Below are 23774 nucleotides of genomic sequence, written 5' to 3' on the forward strand. Positions count from 1 at the left end.
CCAGCAGGAGATCCTGAAAGCGTTTTAGTTTCATCCTCAGTGATAGAAGCCGTAGACGTTGTATTGTCAGCAACTACGTCACAAACAGGGGTTACAGTAAATGTAACATCATCAGTTGTTGCAGCACAATCACCATCAGCAGCAATCGTATAACGAATTACGACAGTAGTTTCAGTATTGATATCATCAGGTGTATAAGTTGAACCAGAGATTGACCCACCACCAGAAATGATTGACCAAGTACCACCAGCAGGCGAACCTGAAAGCGTTTTAGTTTCATCTTCAGTTATAGAAGCAGTTGAAGTTGTATTGTCAGCAACTACATCACACACAGGAGTTACTGTAAAAGTAACATCGTCTGAAGTGGCAGCACAGGTATCATCCTCAGCAATTGTATAACGAATTACGACAGTAGTATCTGTATTGATATCATCAGGTGTATATGTTGAACCAGAGATTGAACCACTACCAGAAACGATCGACCAAGTTCCTCCAGCAGGAGTACCTGAAAGCGTTTTTGTTTCATCTTCCGTGATTGAAACGGTTGAAGTTGTATTGTCAGCAACTTCACAATTTTGATTTATAGTGATATTATAATTGTTTGTAATTATTGTGCCACAACTATTTTCAGAATCAATAGTTAAAACATCTGTACCGTAAAATCCTGAATTAGGTGTATAGGTTAACGTTCTTAAGTAATTATTGATTGTTCTTTCATTACCTGTAATTAATAAATCACCAGGACCATTTACTGTTACGTCATTTCTTGTTCCACTTACTCTGATAATTACATTTAATGTACCATTACTTACTCTTAGTCTTACAGAAATTAAATCATCTCCAGAAACACTAGTAGTATTAAGATTTAGTTGTGTGTCTTCTGTTGTAGTTAAATTTGATGTTACAGAATTAATTGGATCATCACAAACTGGAGTTACAGTAAACGTAACATCCTCAGAAGTAGCAGCACAATCACCATCCGCAGCAATTGTATAACGAATTACGACAGTAGTATCTGTATTGATATCATCAGGCGTATAAGTTGAACGAGAGATTGAACCACCACCAGAGATGATTGACCAAGTTCCCCCAGCAGGAGACCCTGATAAAGTTTTAGTTTCATCCTCAGTGATTGAAGCCGTAGACGTTGTATTGTCAGCAACTACATCACAAACAGGAGTTACCGTAAAAGTAACATCATCAGAAGTCGCAGCACAGTCACCATCAGCAGCAATTGTATAACGAATTACGACAGTAGTATCTGTATTGATATCATTAGGTGTATAAGTTGATCCAGCGATTGAACCACCACCAGAAACAATAGACCAGGTTCCACCAGCAGGCGAAGCTGTTAATGTTTTGGTTTGATTTTCTGTAATGCTTGCTCCAGAAGTAGTATTGTTAATTGTTATTTCAGCTGGTTCAGATATTGTTAAATCTGCTCCTAAATCTATAGGGTAATCATTATCACCCCATTTAGCCCAAACATCATAGGTTCCTGGCGCTAAGTTAGAATAAGTCACACTTCCTTCATTATCACCTAATTTAGCTTGGTAAGTATTTCCACCATCTAAACTAAATACAATGTTAGTTCTAGAAGTATTATCCTCAAAAGTAATTGTTATTGTACCATCATCTAAACCATAACATGTAGCATCTGTTTTAGTTGCTGTTGCTGTAGGTAATGCTTCTACTGTAAATGTTACATCATCAGTAGTTGCAGCACAGTCTCCATCTGCAGCAATTGTGTATCTAATTTTAACTGTTTCATTAGAGATGATATCATCAGGAGTATATGTATTGCCAGAGATTGAACCACCACCAGAAACAATAGACCAAGTTCCTCCAGCAGGAGCACCCGTTAAAGTTTTGGTATCTAATTCGCTAATTGTTGCACTTGAAGTAGTGTTATCAGCAACCACATCACACACAGGAGTTACCGTAAACGTAACATCATCAGTTGTAGCAGCACAATCACCATCCGCAGCAATTGTATAACGAATTACGACAGTTGTATCAGTGTTGATATCATCAGGTGTATAAGTTGAACCAGAGATTGACCCACCACCAGAAACGATTGACCAAGTACCACCAGCAGGAGATCCTGAAAGCGTTTTAGTTTCATCCTCAGTGATTGAAGCTGTTGAAGTTGTATTATCAGCAACTACATCACAAACTGGAGTTACAGAAAAAGTAACAATGTCTGAAGTTTCTGCACAAGATCCATCAGCAGGAATAGTATATTTAATTTTAACAGTAGTATTGGTATTGATATCTGCAGGTGTATAAGTGTTTCCTGAGATAGATCCACCACCAGAAAAGATAGACCAAGTACCACCAACAGGAGATCCTGTTAATGTTTTTGTTTCATTTTCTGTGATAGAAGCAGTTGCTGTTGTATTATCTGCTACATCACAAGAGGCTTCAGTACAATTAATTAAAGCTGGAGAAAAATTAGCAGAATGTACTTCACCACCTGCATGGTTAAATGATAAACCAATTACTTGACCTTCTAAATTAGATTGGTTTACTGTTTTGTTAATGTTAGCGAAAGGTGCTAAAACTGAACCTACAATTGTTGAACTACCAACAATGTTAAGAGTTGTAGTGTTGTAAAAATTGTAGATAACGTAAGGTGCGTTTTGTTGACCAACACCAGATTGGTTCCAAACATCCCAATTGAAAGTACCAGGAGCATTTACATTTACTACTAAAATTTTAGTTGCACTTGGTGCAGTATTGTAAGTAAAAACATCTACATTGTTTAAATCTGTACCTGTAACATTTAAATAGTTAACACCACCTTGTAAATTAATTTTTACTTGATTAGGTAAAGAAGTATTAGAAATAGATTGTCCGTTTGGATTTGTTAATTGTGCGTTATTTGCATTTTGAGATAATGTAGTTGCGTTAGTTTCTAATGTTTGAAACGCAGTAACAAAGTCTATTAAGTTGCTTTCAAAAACAGGATTATTTGCTTCAGAAACATTTAAGTTATTTGCATTTGTTTGTAGTTGTATTCTAGGTGAAGAATTATAGTTAGAACTAGGTGTAATTCTTATGTTAGAATATGCATTGTTTTGATCTTTATACCAAACAGTAGATCCTTGATTGTTACCAATCTTAACATAACTGTTTTGGTTAACCTGTAAAGAATTACCAGATTGGTAATTAATTTTACCTCCAACTAATAAACCAATAGGTGTGTTGTTTACTTGAAAAGTACCAGCATCATTAGTTGCAACTTGGTAGTTACCTAATAAGGTTAAGTCTCCTCCAGTAGCTACACTTCCTTCAGTTTCGTTAGTTTGTAAACTTAAACTGTTTAATGTAAAGACATTAAAATCTAATGCAGGTGCAGTAGGACTTGTTCTATCACAATTTAAACTTGTAACAGTAAATGTTACATCATCAGTAGTTTCGGTACAAGAACCATCAGCAGCAATTGTATATCTTAAAGTTACATTTGTATTTGCATTTACATCGTCTGGAGTATAAGTTGTGCCATTAATAACACCACCTCCAGAAACGATAGACCAAGTACCACCAGCAGGTGAACCTGATAATGTTTTAGTTTCGCTTTCTGTAATTGAGGCAGTTGTAGTTGTATTATCAGCTACATCACAAGTAACACAAACAATTACTTCTACAGCATCTAAATCATAATCAGTATGGTTTATATTGCCTTTGTCAAAAGCTAAATATCTAAAATTAGAATTAGCTGTTACTCTTGTATTTATAAAGCTGTTAGAACTTGTTTGAGGTGAATTTGGATGATTTGTAAAACCTGAATTTGCAGATGTAGATTCCGATAAATCTATATAAGCAAGTCCACTTTGACTATTTCTTACACGCCATGTAATATTGTATACGGTTCCTGCAGAAAATACCTGCCCAAAGTCTAAGATTAATTGTTCATCACTACTGTAAATTTCAGCATAATTACCATCAGGTGCACCTTCAGCATTTCTTTCATTTGTAACGTTGTTAGTTTCACTTTGAAATTCGGCATAAAAACTTTGGCAACTTTGTCCTGAATCAGGTGTTGTAATTGTATAATCTGTAAAGCAACCATCAATATTTGTAAAAACTCTAACAATATAAGTTGCTCCATTTGATAATGCATTATTTAAGATTGTTGTAGGAAGCGAACTAGGAATTTCAATAGCAGTAGCAATTGTGGTAGGACCATTGTAGTTGACGGCATTTGCTGAACTTATTCCATAAAATTTTCCTCTATTATTAGCATCAATAATGATTTCACCATTATTACCATAAGTTGGTGTATTTACACTTGTAGTAATTGAAGGTGAAGATGCACAGCAATTTGAAGATGTATTTTGATTTAATAAGATTTCAGGCTGTAAACTGCCATCTTCTGGAATCAACCAAAAAACATTAGATTTCTGTAAACTTCCATTTAAGACCCAATTCTTTAAATTTGTTGCATAATAGGTATTCCCATTTTTACCTGTCCAGCTATAATTATAGTCTGAAACGTTTAGATTATTGGTCCAACCCCAAACTACAATTTGTATTGCTTTGTAAAAATTAGAGGTCAAAAGATTTGGTAAAGAATTTGGTGCGTAATTAGGGTGCTCTATAATAGACATTGTACGTTGCACTCTATCTCTGATTGTGGATGCAGACAAGTTTGGGTTATTAAAACTTATGTCATTTGCTGGGTTTAATGTTGTATTATACACATCACCTGCATCAGGAGCAGCATCACCAAGACTTAAACAAAACGATGGTACTCCACTATTGTTAATCGTAGATCTAGAAATACCATAACTAGAGCCTTCTGTTATTAAAACAGAGGTCTCAGGAGAGCAAATATTACTTTGGCTGGCTGAAGAGTATGAATTAATTACAGAAAAATCTTCAACACTTGTTTTAGTTTTAGATTTTGACATTATACCACTAGACTGACGTATGCTTTGTTTACTGTCGTAATTTAGAGTGGTTTGAGCATACAGCACAGAATAACCGAAAAAAGAAATTAAAATAAAAGGTAATATTCGGTTTTTGCTTAATTGTAATAAAAGCCCTTTTACGATATTTAAAAATGAAAAAGTTTTCAAATTTAAGCTTTTATTGTTGTTAGTTCCATTGATCATAGTGGAAAAGTGTTGTAATTAGAGGTTGTTTATGATTGTCTAAAATATTTACTTATCAATTCTTTTCAAAAAATAAGTACCTAATGATTATGATTTAATGACTCGTTTTTATTTAATTAACTTTTTAGTGATAGAATGCTTTGATAGCCGTATTTGTTCCTGTTTTAATTTGTTCAGAATGCATAAACTCTACTTATTAAAAAGTTTAACAATAACATTAATTACTAGTAAAATTATTTTTTTTGACGTTTCAAGGGGGGTATTTTCGACAAAAAACAATTTACATACGTTCAAATACTATTTTGTTTCTTTATGAAAAAAAGTAGTATAGTATTTACTATTATATAAGAATGGGGAGGGTATAAAATTTAGACAGATGTAAATTTTTATTATCTGTATAATGTTTTGTAATTAAAAAGTGTTGTAATACAGTGTTTTAATGAGTTGTTTTGTTTGTGTTACAGTCTTAATAATTAAATATTTTTTAGGATTTGTTGATTTTTAGGGATTTTGCGGGGCAAATATAGATATAATTGTACAAACTTTTATAAATTAAATACATATTTTTGATATGTTTATCAATGAGTTGTATTTTAATTAAAAATGATTTTTTTTGTTGGTGTAGTCAAAAAAAACAAATATTTAATAAGACGCTACATTTTTTTGAAGTTATCTGTCTTTAATTAAAGATAATCCAATAAAAGTGATCAAACCATTTAAAATTAACAAAGCAAAGCCAAAATCGAAATTAAAATATTTTAAGCATAAAAAGTTGATCAAAAAAGTAATAAAAGGTGATAAAATACAAATTATTGGAACAAATTTATCGATAACTTTTAGTTTTGTAAATAGGCCAAATGCGTATAATCCTAAAAGTGGGCCATATGTATAATTGGCAAACGTAAATATTTTAGCAATTACACTTTCATCAGCAATAAAATATTTAAATATCAAAATGGTAGCAATTAAAACAAAAGAAAAAATAATATGTATTTTTTTTCGTGATTTTTCTTGCTCTATTTCATTCTTTTTTTTGTCGATTTCTAAAATATCAATACTAAAAGAAGTGGTTAGTGAAGTTAATGCAGAATCTGCGCTAGAATAAGCAGCAGCAATTAATCCTAATAAAAAGAAAATAGCAGTTGCTAAGCCTAAAGAACCTTCAGTTGCAATTATTGGAAACAGTTGATCTTTATGAGCGTCAATTCCGTTTTTTTGCGCATAATCTGTTAAAAGTACGCCTAAAGCTAAAAAGAAAAAGTTTACAATTACCAAAACAATAGTAAACCAAAACATGTTTTTTTGAGCATCTTTTAAGCTTCTACAGGTTAAGTTTTTTTGCATCATATCTTGGTCTAAACCAGTCATAACAATGGCTACAAAAGCACCTGCTAAAAAGCGTTTCCAGAAATAATCGCCAGTTTTTACATCATCAAAAAAGAAAGTTTTAGAAAGTTCATTGTCAATAACATAAGAAAAAATATTACTGATTTGCATTTCATCAGAAATGGTGTAAATACAAACGCCAACCGAAATTAACATAAATAAAGTTTGTAACGTATCTGTCCAAACAATAGTTTTTATTCCGCCTTTAAAGGTGTATAACCAAATCAATAAAATAGTGATAGTTACAGTTACCCAAAAAGGAATTCCATAAGCATCGAACAATAAAAGTTGAAGTACGTTTGCTACTAAAAACAGACGAAAAGCAGCACCAATTGTTCTCGATAATAAGAAAAAAGAGGCGCCTGTTTTGTAAGAATATTTGCCAAATCTATCTTCTAAGTAAGTGTAAATTGATGTTAAATTAAGTCGATAATAAAGTGGTAATAATACTAGACCAATTACTGCATAACCAATCACATAACCCAACACCATTTGCATATAACTCATGCTTTGCGCTTCTACCCAACCAGGAACCGAAATAAATGTAACTCCAGAAAGCGAAGCACCAATCATACCAAAAGCTACCAAATACCAAGGAGATGAGTTGTTTGCTTTAAAAAATGTTTTGTTATTGGCAGATTTTCCTGTAAGATAAGATATGAGAATCAGTACAGTAAAATATCCAACGATTAATAAAATGATATGAAGTGGTTGCATTAGTAAATTACAAATTTCGAATTGTGAGATACGAATATAATCTATTTAAAAAATAATGCAATAATTTATATTTCGTAATTGTTAATTCCTAATTTTGCAATATGGATTTTTCATCAAAAATTTTAGAAAACGCAGTGAATGAAGTTTCACGATTACCAGGTATAGGTAAGCGTACAGCTTTGCGTTTGGTCTTGCATTTGTTAAAACAACCAGCAGAAAATACAAAATATTTATCTGAGGCTTTGTTGCATTTAAGAAATGATGTAAAAACCTGCGAAAAATGTCATAATATTTCTGATACTGTTTTGTGTGATATTTGTCAAAATCCGAAAAGAAATCCTGAAATTGTTTGTGTGGTAGAAGATATTAGAGATGTAATGGCTATTGAAAGTACTGCGCAATTTAAAGGTTTGTATCATGTTTTAGGAGGAAAGATATCACCAATAGAAGGTATTGGTCCTCAAAATTTACAAATTGAGTCTTTAGTAAAAAAAGTAGAACAAGGAGAAATTAAAGAGCTTATTTTTGCATTAAGCTCAACTATGGAAGGTGATACTACCAATTTTTACATCTACAAACAATTGCAAAAATTTGATATTACAACATCTACAATTGCAAGAGGTATTGCTGTTGGAGATGAGTTAGAATATGCAGATGAAGTTACTTTGGGTAGAAGTATCATCAACAGAATCCCTTTTGAGCAAAGTATCAGTAGTTAGTGCTTATTAACCTTAAACTTTTATGGTTAAAATAGGTTTCAATGCTTTTTTAGATAAAGATTTGGTAACACTAGGTGTAAATAAATGAGACAATCCACTTCTGCCATGTGTGCTCAAAGCAATTAAATCTACATTAAAATCTTTAGAAAAGTTTAAAATTCCTTTTTCTATAGAAACATCATTATATGTATGAATAGTGTATTTGGGTAAATTAAATTCTTTAATAAAATCATTCACTTTTTTAGTAGCTTCTTGTGAGCTTTCAAAACGTGAAGGTGTATTTACTTTTAATAAATGAATTTCACTTTTAAAGTGATTTGCAAAATCAAGAAACTTTTTAAATACTTCTTTTTTGTCTTCATTTTTAAAACTAGAGGCAAAAACCAAGTTCTGTAATCTAAATTTTTTATTGTCTTTTTTTACAACAATAACAGGTGTTTTAGAGGTTCTTACCACTTTTTCGGTGTTAGAGCCAATTAATATTTCTTCAAAATTAGAATGCCCTTTAGAACCCATTACAATTAGATCTGCGTTTATTTTATCAGCATAGTTTAAAATACCTTCATGCGGATGTTGAAAACGGATAGCATGATGAATTTCTGTTTTTTTATGAAAGTAAAGTTCTTTAAATTCTAACATTCGTTCTTTAACTTTTCTTAAATACAACATGCTTTCAGGAATGCTAAAATTTGTTCCAGCACCCATATCTACAATTCCAGTTGGCAATTCTATCATGTGTAAAAGGTATACTTCGCTTTTCGATTTTTTGGCAATTCTGTCAGCCATCTTACAAGCAAATTCAGATTTTTTAGAAAAATCTATAGGTACAAGTATTTTTTTCATAGTGATGTGGGTTAGGTTATAATTCACAATTTTAAATTTACAAAAATAATTGGATATGATTCACTTTGTTTAATGGTAAACAATTTGTATATTTGCACCGATTTTAACAATAAATGGTGAATGAAGGGGACTTAAAGTCCCCTCTTTTTATACTCAAAATCAATATTTTTTTGATAATTTTATAGACTCTAAAAATGAATCAAACCAAAGTAAAAGATTTAGTAGAAGAAGCTTTAGCGTTAAATGAATCATTATTTTTGATAGATTTATCCATATCAACAAATAATAAAATTCAAGTTACTGTTGATGGTGATCATGGTGTTCCTCTAAGTGAGTGCATTAGAATTAGTAGAAATGTAGAGCATAATTTAGATAGAGAAGAAGAAGATTTTTCTTTAGAAGTTACAACTCCAGATATTTCCCATCCTCTAAAAGAGAAAAGACAATACAAAAAAAACATCAACAGAATACTAAAAGTAAAAACTGCGGATGACGAGTTAGAAGGCACACTAGCAGAAGCCGATGACGAAAAAATAGTGCTTAATTGGAAAACAAGAGAGCCAAAACCCGTAGGTAAGGGAAAAGTTACTGTACAAAAAACAGTAACTTTAGCATATAAAGATATTAAAGAAGCAAAAGTGAAGATTGTATTTTAAGTAAAGATGTAATGGAAAATATAGCATTAATTGATTCGTTTTCAGAATTTAAAGATAATAAAAGCATAGACAGAGTAACATTAATGTCTATTTTAGAAGAAGTATTTAGAGCTGCTTTAAAACGTAAGTTTGGTTCTGATGATAATTTTGATATCATCATTAACCCAGACAAAGGAGATTTAGAAATTTGGAGAAATAGAGTTGTAGTTGCAGATGGTTTTTCTGAAGATGATAACGAAGAAATTGAATTGAGCGAGGCAAGAAAAATTGAGCCAGATTTTGAAATTGGTGAAGATGTTTCTGAAGAGGTAAAACTTATTGATTTAGGTAGAAGAGCAATTTTAGCATTACGTCAAAACTTAATTTCAAAAATTTACGAGCACGATAGTACAAACATCTTTAAGCAATTTAAAGATTTAGAAGGCGATTTGTATAGTGCAGAAGTGCACCACATTCGTCATAATGCAATTATTTTGTTAGATGATGATGGAAACGAAATTGTTTTACCAAAAAGCGAACAAATTCGTTCAGACTTTTTTAGAAAAGGAGATTCTGTACGAGGTGTTATAAAATCAGTAGAGTTAAGAGGTAACAAACCTGCAATTATACTGTCTAGAACAGCACCAGCCTTTTTAAATAAATTATTCGAACAAGAAATTCCTGAAGTTTTTGATGGTTTAATTACTGTAGAAGGAGTGGCAAGAATACCTGGAGAAAAAGCAAAAGTGGCTGTAGACTCTTATGATGACAGAATTGATCCTGTAGGAGCTTGTGTAGGTGTTAAAGGTTCTAGAATTCATGGAATTGTACGTGAGTTAGGTAACGAAAACATAGATGTTATCAACTATACCAAAAACGAACAATTATTTATTTCTAGAGCATTGAGTCCTGCAAAAGTAACCTCAATGGAAATAACCATGTACGAAGAAGAAAAAAATGGTAAAAAAGGAAGAGTAAGCGTTTTATTAAGACCAGAAGAAGTATCAAAAGCAATTGGTAGAGGTGGTGTTAATATTCGTTTGGCAAGTGAGTTAACAGGCTACGAAATTGATGTTAAACGCGAAGGTTTAGAAGAAGAAGACGTAGAGTTAACAGAATTTGCAGATGAAATTGAAGATTGGGTTATTAGTGAGTTTACTAAAATTGGTTTAGATACTGCCAGAAGCGTACTTGAAACAAGTGTTGCAGAATTGGTAAAAAGAACCGATTTAGAAGAAGAAACCATTATAGACGTTCAAAGAGTTCTAAAAGAAGAATTCGAAGAATAATATAGTAAAGAAGTAAAGTAAAAATTATATTTTTACAATTATAAAGTTAAAAAGAATATATGTCTGTAGGCAAAACAATAAGGCTTAACAAAGTTCTAAGAGAATTAAACATTTCTTTGGATAGAGCAGTAGAATATTTAGCAAAAAATGGTCATGAAATAGAAGCAAGGCCAACCACTAAAATTTCTGATGAAATCTATTCAGTACTTCAAGACGGCTTTGAAACTGACGCAAATAAAAAAGCGGCATCTAAAGAAGTTGGTGAAGAAAAACGAAAAGAAAAAGAGGCTATTCGTTTAGAATTAGAAGCTAAATTAGAAAAGAAAAGAGCAGAAGAAGCAAAGAAAGAAGAAGTCCTTAAGGCCAAAGCAGATAAATTAGCATTTAAAACTGTTGGTAAAATAGATATTGGCAAAGCAGGTAAAAAAACTGTAGAGCCAATAGAGCCTAAAGAAGAACCAAAAGTTGCAGAAGAACCTGTTGTTGATAAACCTAAAGTTGAAGAATCTAAGGTAACACCAACACCAGAGGTTGAAGCTAAAGAGGTGCCCGAACAAACAGAGCCAGAACTTAAACAAGAAGCCCAGCCTGTTGTTGAAACAACAAAAGCTGTAAAAGAAGAAAAGCCTCCTGTTAAAAAAACAGTATCAGCTATAGAAAAAGTAGCTTCTAAGGTAGATTCTAAAAAAGAAAATAAAAACGATAGCCCTAAAGCAGAAGCAAAAACTGAAGAGGTAACTCCAGAAAATGCTGAAGCTATCAAAACACAATACAAAAAGTTAGACGGTCCTAACTTTACAGGTAAAAAAATTGATCTTAAACAATTTGAAAGACCTAAAAAGAAAAAGCCAGAAGCTAAGAAACCTTCAACATCAGACGCAAAGAAAAAGCGTAAACGTATTAGTAAGCCAGCAAACCCAAGGTCTGGTAACAACAATAACAGAGGAGCAAGTAATAGAGGTGGTCAAGGTAATAATAGACCAGGGTTTAGAGGCAGAGGAAATCAAAGAACTCCTATTAAAAAAGAAGAGCCAACAGAGGCTGAAATCCAAAAACAGGTTAGAGAAACTCTTGAAAAATTACAAGGAAAATCTTCTAAAGGTAAGGGAGCAAAGTATCGTAGAAATAAAAGAGATGCTCATAAAGAGCAAACAGAAGCAGAATTAGAAGCACAAGCATTAGACAATAAAGTTCTAAAAGTAACTGAATTTGTTACAGTAAGTGAGGTTGCAACAATGATGGATGTGCCTGTAACTCAAATTATTTCTTCTTGTATGATGTTAGGAATGATGGTGACGATGAATCAGCGTTTAGACGCAGAAACATTAGTTATTGTTGCAGAAGAGTTCAATTATAAAGTAGAGTTTGTTGGTGCTGAAGTAGAAGAATCAATTGAAGAAGTAGAAGACAATCCCGAAGATTTAGAATTAAGAGCACCAATTATTACTGTAATGGGGCACGTAGATCATGGTAAAACTTCTTTACTAGATTATATTAGAAAAGCAAATATTGTTGATGGAGAAAGTGGAGGAATTACGCAACATATTGGAGCGTATTCTGTAAATGTTGGCGATCAAAAAATTGCATTTTTAGATACTCCAGGTCATGAGGCCTTTACAGCAATGCGTGCACGTGGAGCACAAGTTACAGATTTAGTAATTATTGTAGTTGCAGCAGACGATGATGTAATGCCACAAACTAAAGAGGCAATTTCTCACGCACAAGCAGCAGGTGTTCCAATTATTTTTGCAATTAATAAAATTGATAAGCCAAACGCGAATCCAGATAATGTTAAAACGCAACTTTCTTCAATGAATTTATTGATAGAAGAATGGGGTGGTAATATTCAATCTCAAGATATATCAGCAAAAACAGGTCAAGGAATTGATGAGCTTTTAGAAAAAGTTTTATTAGAAGCAGAAATTTTAGAATTAAAAGCAAACCCTGATAAAAATGCAGTAGGTACAGTTGTAGAAGCTCTTTTAGATAAAGGTAGAGGTTATGTAACTACAATTTTAGTACAAGCAGGTACACTTAAAATTGGAGATTATTTATTAGCGGGTAAACATAGTGGTAAAGTAAAAGCTATGTTCGATGATAAAGGAAAGAAATTAAAGAAAGCGGGGCCATCAACACCAGTATCAATCTTAGGTTTAGATGGTGCACCACAAGCAGGTGATAAATTTAATGTATTTGAAGACGAAAGAGAAGCAAAACAAATTGCCTCTAAACGATCGCAATTACAACGTGAGCAATCTGTAAGAACTCAGAAAACATTAACGTTAGATGAAATTGGACGTAGAATTGCTTTAGGAGACTTTAAAGAACTAAACATTATTCTTAAAGGAGATGTGGATGGTTCTGTAGAAGCCTTAACAGATTCTTTCCAGAAATTATCTACTGAAGAAATTCAAGTTAATATTTTACATAAAGGTGTTGGTGCCATTACAGAAAGTGATGTATTGTTAGCAACAGCATCAGACGCAATTATTGTTGGGTTTAATGTAAGACCACAAGGTAATGCAAGAGCAGTAGCAGATAGAGAAGAAGTAGATATTAGAACATACTCAATTATTTATGCAGCAATCAATGACTTAAAAGATGCCATGGAAGGAATGTTATCTCCTGAAATGAAAGAAGAAGTTACTGGTAATGTAGAAATTAGAGAAGTTTATAAAATATCTAAAGTTGGTAATATTGCAGGTTGTATGGTAATGTCTGGTAAAATTTACAGAGATTCTAAAATACGAATCATAAGAGATGGAATCGTTGTACACGATGGTGGTTTAACCTCTTTAAAACGATTTAAAGATGATGTAAAAGAAGTTGCTAAAGGATACGATTGTGGTATACAAATTAAAAACTATAATGATATTCAACAAGGCGATGTAATTGAAGCTTATAAAGAAGTAGCAGTTAAAAAGAAATTATAATAAGCCTTTATTATAAAGATAAAAACCTCCAAAACTTACTGAGTTTTGGAGTTTTTTTTTGATATTAAATTATTGAATGTTTTCTAAAAAAAAATACAATTCATTGTAGATATTGCCTGTAGAACTGCATTCATAAAATCTCTTATTCCTAGCATTACCACAGCTGTTCGAGCTTTATTTTTTTGGAGATCTTATCAATTAAGAAGATCAATCACCATATGAATTAATTGTTCTTGAAATTCAAGTTTATAGTCCTATAATTTATAAACGTAAGCAAGATATAATTTCTCTTGTATAAAAAGGGGATATTGGTTCGAAAATTCAATTGTTGTCATTTGGAACATTATTGAGATAAAAATAAATTTTATTGAAAATAGTTTGCAAAGCAAATACTCTAGCTGAGAAATCTCAAATTTAAATTAAGATTTTCTCATTTCAATTAAAATAACATTCGTTTCAAAGAGTAAAAATTGTAATATGTTAATAATTAGTGGTTTTTAAAGCTAAATTACGTTAAAATAGGAATTTTGTTTAGAAACAGTAGTGCTGGAGTTGAATTCAGCCTATAAGTAAATAAAGAATGTATAGTTAAAAATATAAACTTTCACTCATGATCAATAACAAAAAATTTATTTGAACTACAGTTGAGTAGGAGTAAGGTATTGTAAAATAAAAAAGACTTTATTTACGTTTGGCAAATTTTTTAAAGAAAAACTTAAAATAGTATCTTTGGTAAAAATACTTATTATGAGGATATTTATCTGCTTATTATTTCCTATTGTAATCTTGTTTTCTTGTCAAACAAAACAAAAACAGCCAGAAGTTGTTTTTACAAAGTATGATGAAACTGCTGAATTAGAAAAACAACAAAACCATCCTAAAAAAAGAATGCAGTTTAAACTTTTTCAGTCTAAAGTGTTAGATATGAACTCAGTTTTTGAACCGTTTCAGGAAGATTTGGCATATTTTTCAGAAGAAGAGTATCAATCTTTAAAACCACTAATTTTAGAACAAAATATTCCATCGCTCCAAAAAAGTATAAAAGAAGGCAAACTAACGTATGAAAAATTAACCTTGTTTTATTTATACAGAATACGAAAGTTTGAAAGTGATTCCACAAAATCTTTAAATTCAATAATCGCATTGAATCCAGAAGTGTTAAAAGAAGCAAGAGAAAGAGATAATAATAAAAATAATATATCAGAGTTTACAATATATGGTATGCCAATTTTATTGAAAGATAATATCAATACTACAGAAATGCCAACAACTGCAGGAGCATTGGCACTGCAAAGAAATTTTACTAAGAATGATGCTTTTGTTGTTCAGAAATTAAAAGAAAATGGTGCTTTAATTTTAGGAAAAGTTAATTTAAGCGAATGGGCTTATTTTTTCTGTTCGGGTTGTCCTTTAGGATATTCCGCTATTGGTGGGCAAACTTTAAATCCTTATGGAAGAGGAGAATTCGAAACAGGAGGAAGCTCAGCAGGTAGTGGTGTTACAGTTGCAGCAAATTTTGCAGTAGCTGCTGTGGGTACAGAAACTGCAGGTTCAATTACTTCACCATCAAGCCAGAATTCAGTTGTAGGTTTAAAACCAACTATTGGCGTGTTAAGTAGAACAGGAATTGTACCTATTTCATCAACACTAGATACTCCTGGCCCCATGACAAAATCAGTAATAGATAATGCTATTTTTATGGATGCCATGTTGGGTTATGATGAAAATGATAGCGCATCAAAAAAAATAAAGGAAACGTATTATAATGAGTTTAATTCTGATGTAAAAGGATTAAAACTTGGTGCTTTAAAAGCTTTATTATCGGATTCAATTTATGCTAAAAATATAGAAGTACTTAAAGAAGCAGGAGCAGAAATTATAGAAATCTCGCCACCAAAAATTGCGTTCAATAATTTTGTTACCTTATTAAATGTTGATATGAAGCACGATTTACCAAAATATTTATCAGAGCAAGCTGATAAATCAATCTATATAAAAGGTGTAAAAAATGTTATAGATTTTAATAAAAAAGATTCTTTATTAAGAGCTCCTTATGGACAACAGTTGTTTGAAGGTATTGTAAAAGATTCCACGACTTTAGAAGAATTAGAAATAGTAAAAAACAATTTAAAAACCGAAGGTAAAAAGTTTTTAGCTGCATTAGAAACCGAAAATTTAGATGCTATTTTGTCCATCAATAATTATCATTCGGGTATTGCTGCTGTTGCCAAATATCCAACATTAACAGTGCCTATGGGGTGTAAAAAAACAGGAGAACCAATTAGTTTAACCTTTGTTGGAAAACCACTCTCAGAGCGCAAATTGTTAGAAATTGGCTATGCTTTTGAACAACGAACAAAGGCAAGAAAAATACCTGAAAATTATAATTAATTGTAAACCGAATTTAAATTTTATCACCTAAAAACTTTTGAAATTTAGATGGATTTCCATCAGCATCACCAGTAATTAAGTAATAAATCATTCCTGCGTCAGAGATATCTGCTCGCTTTTCTTTGTGTTTTTTCATGCACTTCCAAATCCAAGCATAATCTGGATTTTTATGATTTTTTAGCCAATCCCAAACGCTCCAATCGTATAAAGAACTCCAACCTTCATTGGGGTTCCATTTTTTATTTTGGTCTTTAATACGTTTAAAGGTAATTTTATTTTCGCTCAAATCCAGAACATCATCAATGGTATGATGATTAGGCCTTCTTAAATGATTGTCATTATAACCGCTGTGTGATAGAATATACAGATGAGATAAAGATTTTTTTTTACCATCTTCAACCACTAGTTTAATAGCTTGATATAAAAACTCAGATGGTCCCATATTAATAAAATACAAAGGATCTTCCTGAGTAGATTTTTCAATTTTTTCTTTTAAATGTTTTAAGGCTTCTTGTTGATGAGTGCCAACATCAAAGAAAATGTTTTTATTGTAGTTCCATCTTTCAACAGCTCCTTCTACACCTTCTTTCATATAATTACGAACAGTAGTGTGTGGTGGAGAGGGCATAAAATTATTATAAGAATAATGCACCAATTGAGGTTGCAGTTTCATTTTGGCCAACATTGCAAGAGCAGCCGGAGTTGCTCCCCAATCGTCAGGATCTGCATAATTGTACTTTCCTTGATATTTTAAATCTGGTTGTGCGTTTCCATCTGCACTGCAAGCAATTCTATTTTTTTTGTAGTTAAAAGCTTGAGCATTTAGTATGTTAGGTAATGTAAAAGCAATAAAAATAAAAAAAAATAGTATTTTCATAATAAATATTTTTTATTCACAGATATGAAATTCAGAAAGTGTTTGAGATTTTTCTTTAGCTTCATCGTTAGTTATGCCAGATGATAAAACAATTTTATCTAATTGAAAGTACTGTGATCTTGAACAAATTTTTAAAGTGTATTCGCCAGCTTCTGGAAATTTAGCAGTTAACCAAGAACTAGATTTCGGATTATGAAGGTCTAAAGCACCACCATAAGTAAATTCTCCTTTTCCTCTGCTTACAAATTTTTCATAATGCGTTAAATTTAAACTTGCATTATTCACCCAAGCATATCCAATATTATCCTCTAAATAAATCCAAGCATCGTTAGATTTGTCACCTTCAGCATCATCAGGTTGTCTCATATACCATTTTACACGGTAGTTTGCAGCCGCATCAACTTTAAATTTTACAACAATTTCGTTCGCTAAATTTTGTGTTTGGTAGGTGTTCGGACCATAATATTCGATATATTTTCCACCAGATGCTTTTTCATCTTCTACAATTCTCCATTGCCCTTTCAACTCAAAACTTTCGGCTTCAATAATAAGTAAACCATCATTGTTTGCAATACTGCAAATTTCTTCAGCTACTTCTTCCTCAAGTTCTTCATTTACTTCTGTAGCATCATCACTACAAGAAATAAAAAATCCAAAAAATACAATTGCTGTGTAAAAAAAACGTTTCATAATTCAATAATTTGATATAGTACATCTAACCTGCTACAAGATGCAGGAAATTGGCTTAGACAAAGTTAATTGTTAAACACGTTTAAAGGTTTTTAAAGATGATATCAAATATTCTAAAATTTATTGCAAATGGTCTTTTTAATGTAAAACAGCTGTTTTTTTTAGTATTTTGATAAAACTAAGTCTGTTTTTAAATGCTACATATTTCAATTTTGTAAAACCAATGTACGGATATAATCAAATTATGATTAAGAAATAAAACAACAATTAATAATTTTTTTAAGACGTATATTTGCAGTCGATAAAACAGAATAGAATGCGTACAAAATCTATCAAAAAAAATAAAATTAATGTAGTAACCTTAGGTTGCTCAAAAAACATTTACGATAGCGAGGTGTTAATGGGGCAACTAAAAGCCAATGGTAAAAATGTAGTTCATGAAGACGAAAATGATGATGGAAATATTGTGGTTATCAATACCTGCGGATTTATAGGCAAGGCTAAGGAAGAATCTGTAGATACTATTCTGCATTATGCTCAAAGAAAGGATGCTGGAGAAATAGATAAAGTTTTTGTTTCAGGATGTTTGAGTGAGCGTTACAAACCAGATTTAGAAAAAGAAATTCCGAATGTAGACCAATATTTTGGTACACACGATTTACCTAATTTATTAAAAGTTCTAGAAGCAGACTATAAACACGAATTAATTGGTGAGCGTTTAACAACAACGCCAAAACATTATGCCTATTTAAAAATCGCAGAAGGTTGCGATAGGCCTTGCTCTTTTTGTGCAATACCTTTAATGCGTGGTAAACATAGATCTACACCAATAGAAGATATTGTTACAGAGGCAGAAAAATTAGCAGCAAATGGTATCAAAGAAATTATGCTGATTGCTCAAGATTTAACCTATTACGGATTAGATATTTATAAGAAAAGAGCTTTAGCACAATTGCTAGAAGCACTTGCAAAAGTAGAAGGAATAGAGTGGATTAGAATGCATTATGCGTTTCCTACAGGTTTTCCTATGGATGTTTTAGAGGTAATGAAACGTGAGCCAAAAGTGTGTAATTATTTAGACATTCCTTTACAACATATTAATTCTGAGTTGTTAAAATCGATGAAAAGAGGAACAACTCACGAAAAAACAACAGCATTAATCCATAAATTTAGAGAAGTTGTGCCAGAAATGGCAATTAGAACTACTTTAATTGTCGGTTATCCAGGAGAAACAGAAGAGATGTTTCAAGAATTAAAAGATTGGGTAGAAGAAATGCGTTTTGAACGTTTAGGTGCTTTTGAATATTCTCACGAAGAAAATACGGGCGCCTATGTTTTAGAGGATGATGTGCCTGATGATGTTAAGTTTAAGAGAGTTAACGAAATCATGGAAGTGCAATCTCAAATTTCATGGGAACTCAATCAACAAAAAATAGGGAAAACGTTTCGTTGTTTATTTGATAGAAAAGATGGAGCGTATTTCTACGGACGTACAGAATATGATTCACCAGATGTAGATAACGATGTTTTAGTAGATGCTAAAGAACATTACATAAAAATTGGTGAATTTGTAGATATTACTATTCATGATGCTGGAGATTATGATTTATACGGTACACCAACCAAAAAAGTAGCAAAACCTTTAAGCTTAAATCAGAAAAGAAAAGGGTAAAACCTTTTTTAATTAATAACCAAATGAGAAGGAGAAATTTCATAAAAAAAGCATCTTTTACAGGTGTAGGCTTGGTATCTACTTATTCATCTATATTAAGCCATAATGAATCTTTAGTATCAAAAAAACAGATTATAACTTCTGTTGAAATAGAAACACCCATAGTTATTGCAACTTGGAAAACCGATTTAGCAGTAGAAACTGCTGCTAAAGTTTTAGAAAAAGGAGGCAAGGCTTTAGATGCTGTAGAACAAGGATGTAGAATAGAGGAAGCTAATGAGAAAGGAAAATCTGTTGGCATAGGTGGTTTGCCAGATAGAGAAGGAGAGGTAACTTTAGATGCCTGCATTATGAATGAAAAAGGAGATTATGGAGCAGTTTTAGGTGTTAAAAATATTAAACATGTAATTTCTGTAGCTAGAAAAGTTATGGAAGAAACCCCACATGTTATGCTTGTAGGTGAAGGGGCTGAACAATTCGCAGTTTCTAAAGGTTTTGAAAGAGAAAATCTACTAACTGAAGCGTCTAAAAAAGCTTGGCAAAAATGGAAAAAAAAATCGGAATATAAACCGATTATAAATATAGAAAATCACGATACCATTGGTATGTTGGCTATTGATAAAAAAGGTGATATTTCTGGTGCTTGTACCACAAGTGGATTGGCGTTTAAAATGGCAGGAAGAGTAGGAGATTCTCCAATAATAGGAGGTGGACTTTTTGTTGATAATGAGGTTGGAGGTGCAGCTGCAACTGGTTTAGGAGAAGAAGTTTTAAAAACTGTAGGTAGCTTTTTAATTGTAGAGTTAATGCGCCAAGGAAAATCGCCACAAGAAGCTTGCGAAGAAGCTATTGCTAGAATTGTTAGTAAACCTAATAGTAATTATAAAAATTTTCAAGTGGGTTACATCGCTGTAAATAAACAGGGGGAAATTGGTGCGTATTCTATTCACAAACATTTTAGCTATAATTTGTATAAGAACAAACAAAATAAAAACATTCCATCAGATTTTTATAAAAAAGCCTAATTTATTCGGTTAAATTTCTTCCATAAAACTCACATTGCTCTAAGGTTTGTTTTACATCATCAAAAGTAGTTCTTGGGTTTATCAAACACATTCGCAAAACAATTTGCTTTTGTAAAACAGTTGTAACCAACATGGCTTCTTTAGCATTTATAATTTCTTGAGATATTTTTTGATTGAGTTGATCTAAATCTTTTTCTGATAGCTTTTTTACAATCGGGTTATATCTAAAATTAATAATTCCTAAAGTAGCAGGAGATACAATTTCCCAGTTGGCACTTTTTCTTAGAAAAGCTTCTGTTTTTTCTGCAAGTTGAATTGAGTAATCAATGGCTTCTCTAAAAGATTGTAAACCAAATGTTTTAATAGACATGTAGAATTTTAAGGCTCTAAATCGTCTTGTTAGTTGTATCCCATGGTCATAAAAATTTATCTCAGAAGTATTACCTTCAATGTCTCTTAAATATTCTGGTTTTTCTGTAAATGTAGCACTCAACCATTTGTGATTTCTTACCAACAAACAGCCCATCTCATAGGGTTGAAAAAACCATTTATGCGGATCTACAGTAATAGAATCTGCTTTTTGTATTCCTTTTAATAGTTGATGCCCATTTTTTGCCAAAATAGCAGCACCTCCATAAGCAGCATCAACATGAAACCAAATATTTTCTTCTTTACAAATCTTACTCATGGCTACTAAAGGGTCTACAGTTCCTGTATTGGTGGCACCAGCAGTTCCAATCAAGCAAAAAGGTTGCAAACCTTCTAATTTGTCTTTAGCAATAGCATTTTTTAATTTGTTTATAGAAACTTTAAACTCAATGTCTGTGGGTATAATTCGTATTTGCTCTTTACGAAAACCAATAGTTCTAATGGCTTTTATGTTTGATGAATGCGTTTGGTCAGAAAGGTAAATCACAGCTTTAGAGAAATCATCTCCACATTTTTGTCTTCTAGCTGTTACTAAAGCAGTTAAGTTAGCCATAGAACCACCACTTGTAAAAATTCCTCCTCCTTTTTTAGTTGGAAATTTAAATAATTTTAAAAGCCAATTTATAGTAACAATTTCTAATTCTGCAGCTGCTGGCGCATTAACCCATCCACCAGAAAAAATATTAAATCCGGTAGCCAAAGTATCTGACATTGCACTGATATAGTTGCTTGGTCCAGGAACAAAAGAATACGATTTAGGATGCGATAAAATATCTGTAGCTTCTAACACATTGTCAATTACAAAATCTAAAACTTCTGCACTGTCTTTGCCTTCTTCTGGAGCTTGCTCTAAAAATAAAGAATCCATTTCTTGTCTGCTTGCATTAAAAACGGGGTCTTTTTTATGTTGATTTTTAAAGTGATTTACAATAGTATCAACTACTTTGTAACCATAAGCTCTCATTTCTTCTTCAGAAAGCGTTAATGTTCGATTTGATTGCATAAATGCTTAAATTTTGAGTTACAAAAATACGATTTACCGGCTATATTTTTGGTGATAAACATCATCAAAAAACCCAAAACAATTCTGTTTTGGGCTTTTAAATGATTTATAGGCATTGCCTTCTATTTTTTTTGTCTTGCTTGTTGCTCTTGTGCTTGTTTCATAGCATCATCTATACGTTGTCTGAATTTGCTTTTCTTCTTTTCAGGACGTTTTTTGTTTTCTTCTATTTGAGCGTGAATTTTATCTTCATCAATTACATAATTTTTTATGACTAACATAATTGTGATGGTTAATAAGTTAGAAATAAAGTAATACAAACTCAATGAACTTGCATAGTTGTTAAAGAAAAATAACATCATAATAGGAGAGAAGTAAATCATATACTTCATCATTTTACTCATATCTGGCATGCCTTCTTGTGTTGGCGCTTGCATATTGGCTTGCTGACTTTGGTTCATTTTCATATAAAAGAAAATGGCTACAGAAGCCAAAATTGGAAATAAACTCACATGATCTCCATAAAAAGGAATAGAGAAAGGAAGATTAAAAATAATATCGTAAGAAGATAAATCTGGCGCCCATAAAAAGCTTTCTTGTCTTAACGCTAAATTTGTAGGGAAAAATTTAAATAATGCAAAGAATACTGGCATTTGTAATAAGGCTGGTATACAACCAGAAAGCATGCTAACACCAGCTTTTCGTTGAATTGCCATGGTTTCTTGCTGACGCTTCATCGCATTTTCTTTTCCAGGATATTTTTCATTTAATGCCGTTAATTCTGGACGAATTACTTTCATTTTTGCACTTGAAACATACGATTTGTATACCAATGGAGACATTATAATTCGTACAACAATGGTCATCAAAATAATAATCAATCCGTAGTTTGATAAAAATCCTTTTAACAAATTAAATACTGGGTAAAAAATAGTTCTGTTTAAGAAACCAAAAATACCCCAACCTAAATCTGCAATTTCGTCTAAATCTGTAGCTGCGTAAGGGTCACTGCTTAATAGATTATAATCACTTGGTCCATAAAACCATTTCATGTTATAATTTAACTCACCACCTGTTAAAGTCAACGGAGTTTTTAATTCGTATTTTTTTGTAAAAACAGTGTCAATTTTTTCGTCTTGAACTAAATCAGTAGAGGCAATTGTTGCATTATTAAATGGAGTATCTGTTAATAAGTTTGATGTAAAGAAATGTTGTTTGTACGCAACCCAATTTACATTATCAATTACTTCTGTATTTCCAGCACTTAAATCATCCACTTCACCATCAGTTTTATAGTAGAAGTCAGAATACATCGTGTTTTCTGTTTTGATGCTTTTTTCATTTCTGTACCCTTTTAAAGTCCAATCTAGATTAATTGGATTAGAGGAATTGATAACGCTACTTAAACCTTGAGAACGTATAGAAAAATCAACCAAATAATTGTCTGGTTTTATTTCGTATCGATATTCTAAAAACTGAGTATCAGATACTTTTAGCTTCATAGACAAAACCTGATTTTCTCCATTTTTAGTAAAAGTTGGCTCAAAAAATAAATCTTTGGTATTTAAAATTCTGTTGTCTGTAGTACCAAAATTGATGTTAAAAGAAGCATTATTATCCTTAATTAAATATAAAGGAAGGGAATCATAAGTTCTATAATTTTTTACCAGCGCTTTAACAATTTGTCCACCTTTATTGTCAATCGTTAACTTTACAAGACCATTTTCTATAGCAGTTGTTCCTTCAGAACCATTAATTGCACTTTGTGCAAAAGCACCTAATTTGTTGGTTAAAGCAACCTGTTTTAGAGAATCGTTTTTAAAAGTTGGTTTTACTTCGGCAGCTGAAGTTGTTTGGTTAGTATTAGCTTCAACTACTTGTTCTGTAGTCGTTTGTTCAGGTTCAATTTCGGGTTTGTTGGTGTTAAAATACCACAACATGATTCCTCCTAAAAGAATCATTCCAATAAAAGAATTGTAATCGAATTTTTTTTGTTCCATGTGTAAATTAAATGTCAATTTGTCATTAGCTCAAGAAAGCTTCTT

14 protein-coding genes are annotated in these 23774 nt (G+C 31.8%); 7 read left to right on the top strand and 7 right to left on the bottom strand.

The genetic code is table 11. From position 1 onward, the window contains the following. Together ACW9UN_RS15305 and ACW9UN_RS15310 are read right to left on the bottom strand one after the other, a co-directional pair. Positions 1–5084 (bottom strand): collagen-binding domain-containing protein (locus tag ACW9UN_RS15305; RefSeq protein ID WP_459487229.1); only part of this gene is annotated, 5084 nt, incomplete at its 3' end. A 705-nt stretch (positions 5085–5789) separates the two neighbouring features. Beyond that, entirely contained in the window at positions 5790–7223 is a 1434-nt protein-coding gene (locus tag ACW9UN_RS15310) for a sodium:solute symporter (protein WP_459487230.1), read from the bottom strand. Positions 7224–7324: 101 nt separating this feature from the next. Between ACW9UN_RS15310 and recR the strand changes: the two genes are divergently transcribed. After that, positions 7325–7942 carry a recombination mediator RecR gene (gene recR / locus ACW9UN_RS15315; protein WP_459487232.1) on the top strand — a complete coding sequence of 206 codons (618 nt, stop codon included), beginning with the start codon at positions 7325–7327 and terminating at the stop codon, positions 7940–7942. A gap of 12 nt (positions 7943–7954) precedes the next feature. On the opposite strand, the gene ACW9UN_RS15320 is transcribed toward recR, so the two are convergent. Beyond that, positions 7955–8785 carry a universal stress protein gene (locus ACW9UN_RS15320; RefSeq protein WP_459487233.1) on the bottom strand — a complete coding sequence of 277 codons (831 nt, stop codon included), beginning with the start codon at positions 8783–8785 and terminating at the stop codon, positions 7955–7957. Positions 8786–8979: 194 nt separating this feature from the next. On the opposite strand from ACW9UN_RS15320, the gene rimP reads away from it, so the two are divergent. The 4 genes from rimP to ACW9UN_RS15340 all read left to right on the top strand — a co-directional run bounded on the left by rimP (position 8980) and on the right by ACW9UN_RS15340 (position 16033). Further along, positions 8980–9441, top strand: a complete 462-nt coding sequence (gene rimP, locus ACW9UN_RS15325; protein ID WP_459487234.1) for a ribosome assembly cofactor RimP — start codon at positions 8980–8982, stop codon at positions 9439–9441. Between the two features lie 11 nt (positions 9442–9452). Continuing rightward, positions 9453–10709, top strand: coding sequence for a transcription termination factor NusA (nusA, locus tag ACW9UN_RS15330; protein WP_459487235.1), 1257 nt, complete (start codon positions 9453–9455; stop codon positions 10707–10709). Between the two features lie 59 nt (positions 10710–10768). After that, positions 10769–13642, top strand: a complete 2874-nt coding sequence (gene infB, locus ACW9UN_RS15335; protein WP_459487236.1) for a translation initiation factor IF-2 — start codon at positions 10769–10771, stop codon at positions 13640–13642. A 747-nt stretch (positions 13643–14389) separates the two neighbouring features. Next, positions 14390–16033, top strand: coding sequence for an amidase family protein (locus ACW9UN_RS15340; protein WP_459487237.1), 1644 nt, complete (start codon positions 14390–14392; stop codon positions 16031–16033). A gap of 13 nt (positions 16034–16046) precedes the next feature. Here the strand turns inward: ACW9UN_RS15340 and ACW9UN_RS15345 are convergent, their stop codons facing one another. Together ACW9UN_RS15345 and ACW9UN_RS15350 are read right to left on the bottom strand one after the other, a co-directional pair. Further along, on the bottom strand, positions 16047–16910 hold the full coding sequence (locus ACW9UN_RS15345; protein ID WP_459487238.1) for a hypothetical protein: 864 nt from the start codon (positions 16908–16910) through the stop codon (positions 16047–16049). A 12-nt stretch (positions 16911–16922) separates the two neighbouring features. Continuing rightward, positions 16923–17600, bottom strand: a complete 678-nt coding sequence (locus tag ACW9UN_RS15350; RefSeq protein ID WP_459487239.1) for a hypothetical protein — start codon at positions 17598–17600, stop codon at positions 16923–16925. A gap of 316 nt (positions 17601–17916) precedes the next feature. On the opposite strand from ACW9UN_RS15350, the gene rimO reads away from it, so the two are divergent. Then, positions 17917–19272: a 30S ribosomal protein S12 methylthiotransferase RimO gene (gene rimO / locus ACW9UN_RS15355; RefSeq protein ID WP_459487240.1), complete on the top strand. Its 1356-nt coding sequence runs from the start codon at positions 17917–17919 to the stop codon at positions 19270–19272. Between the two features lie 23 nt (positions 19273–19295). Next, positions 19296–20297, top strand: a complete 1002-nt coding sequence (locus ACW9UN_RS15360; RefSeq protein ID WP_459487241.1) for a glycosylasparaginase — start codon at positions 19296–19298, stop codon at positions 20295–20297. A gap of 1 nt (position 20298) precedes the next feature. Here the strand turns inward: ACW9UN_RS15360 and ACW9UN_RS15365 are convergent, their stop codons facing one another. Both ACW9UN_RS15365 and yidC read right to left on the bottom strand, forming a co-directional pair. Continuing rightward, complete coding sequence (locus ACW9UN_RS15365; RefSeq protein ID WP_459487242.1) at positions 20299–21729, bottom strand: pyridoxal phosphate-dependent decarboxylase family protein; 1431 nt, start codon at positions 21727–21729, stop codon at positions 20299–20301. A 122-nt stretch (positions 21730–21851) separates the two neighbouring features. Continuing rightward, on the bottom strand, positions 21852–23729 hold the full coding sequence (gene yidC, locus ACW9UN_RS15370) for a membrane protein insertase YidC (RefSeq protein WP_459487243.1): 1878 nt from the start codon (positions 23727–23729) through the stop codon (positions 21852–21854). Positions 23730–23774 lie beyond the last annotated feature (45 nt).

Source organism: Polaribacter litoreus (genome assembly GCF_054584775.1).

Coding starts and splice junctions, on each gene's coding strand:
- ACW9UN_RS15340 (WP_459487237.1), top strand. CDS start 14,390: ATGAGGATATTTATCTGCTTATTATTTCCTATTGTAATCTTGTTTTCT.
- ACW9UN_RS15365 (WP_459487242.1), bottom strand. CDS start 21,729: ATGCAATCAAATCGAACATTAACGCTTTCTGAAGAAGAAATGAGAGCT.
- rimO (WP_459487240.1), top strand. CDS start 17,917: ATGCGTACAAAATCTATCAAAAAAAATAAAATTAATGTAGTAACCTTA.
- ACW9UN_RS15310 (WP_459487230.1), bottom strand. CDS start 7,223: ATGCAACCACTTCATATCATTTTATTAATCGTTGGATATTTTACTGTA.
- infB (WP_459487236.1), top strand. CDS start 10,769: ATGTCTGTAGGCAAAACAATAAGGCTTAACAAAGTTCTAAGAGAATTA.
- yidC (WP_459487243.1), bottom strand. CDS start 23,729: ATGGAACAAAAAAAATTCGATTACAATTCTTTTATTGGAATGATTCTT.
- ACW9UN_RS15360 (WP_459487241.1), top strand. CDS start 19,296: ATGAGAAGGAGAAATTTCATAAAAAAAGCATCTTTTACAGGTGTAGGC.
- ACW9UN_RS15345 (WP_459487238.1), bottom strand. CDS start 16,910: ATGAAAATACTATTTTTTTTTATTTTTATTGCTTTTACATTACCTAAC.
- rimP (WP_459487234.1), top strand. CDS start 8,980: ATGAATCAAACCAAAGTAAAAGATTTAGTAGAAGAAGCTTTAGCGTTA.
- ACW9UN_RS15350 (WP_459487239.1), bottom strand. CDS start 17,600: ATGAAACGTTTTTTTTACACAGCAATTGTATTTTTTGGATTTTTTATT.
- recR (WP_459487232.1), top strand. CDS start 7,325: ATGGATTTTTCATCAAAAATTTTAGAAAACGCAGTGAATGAAGTTTCA.
- nusA (WP_459487235.1), top strand. CDS start 9,453: ATGGAAAATATAGCATTAATTGATTCGTTTTCAGAATTTAAAGATAAT.
- ACW9UN_RS15320 (WP_459487233.1), bottom strand. CDS start 8,785: ATGAAAAAAATACTTGTACCTATAGATTTTTCTAAAAAATCTGAATTT.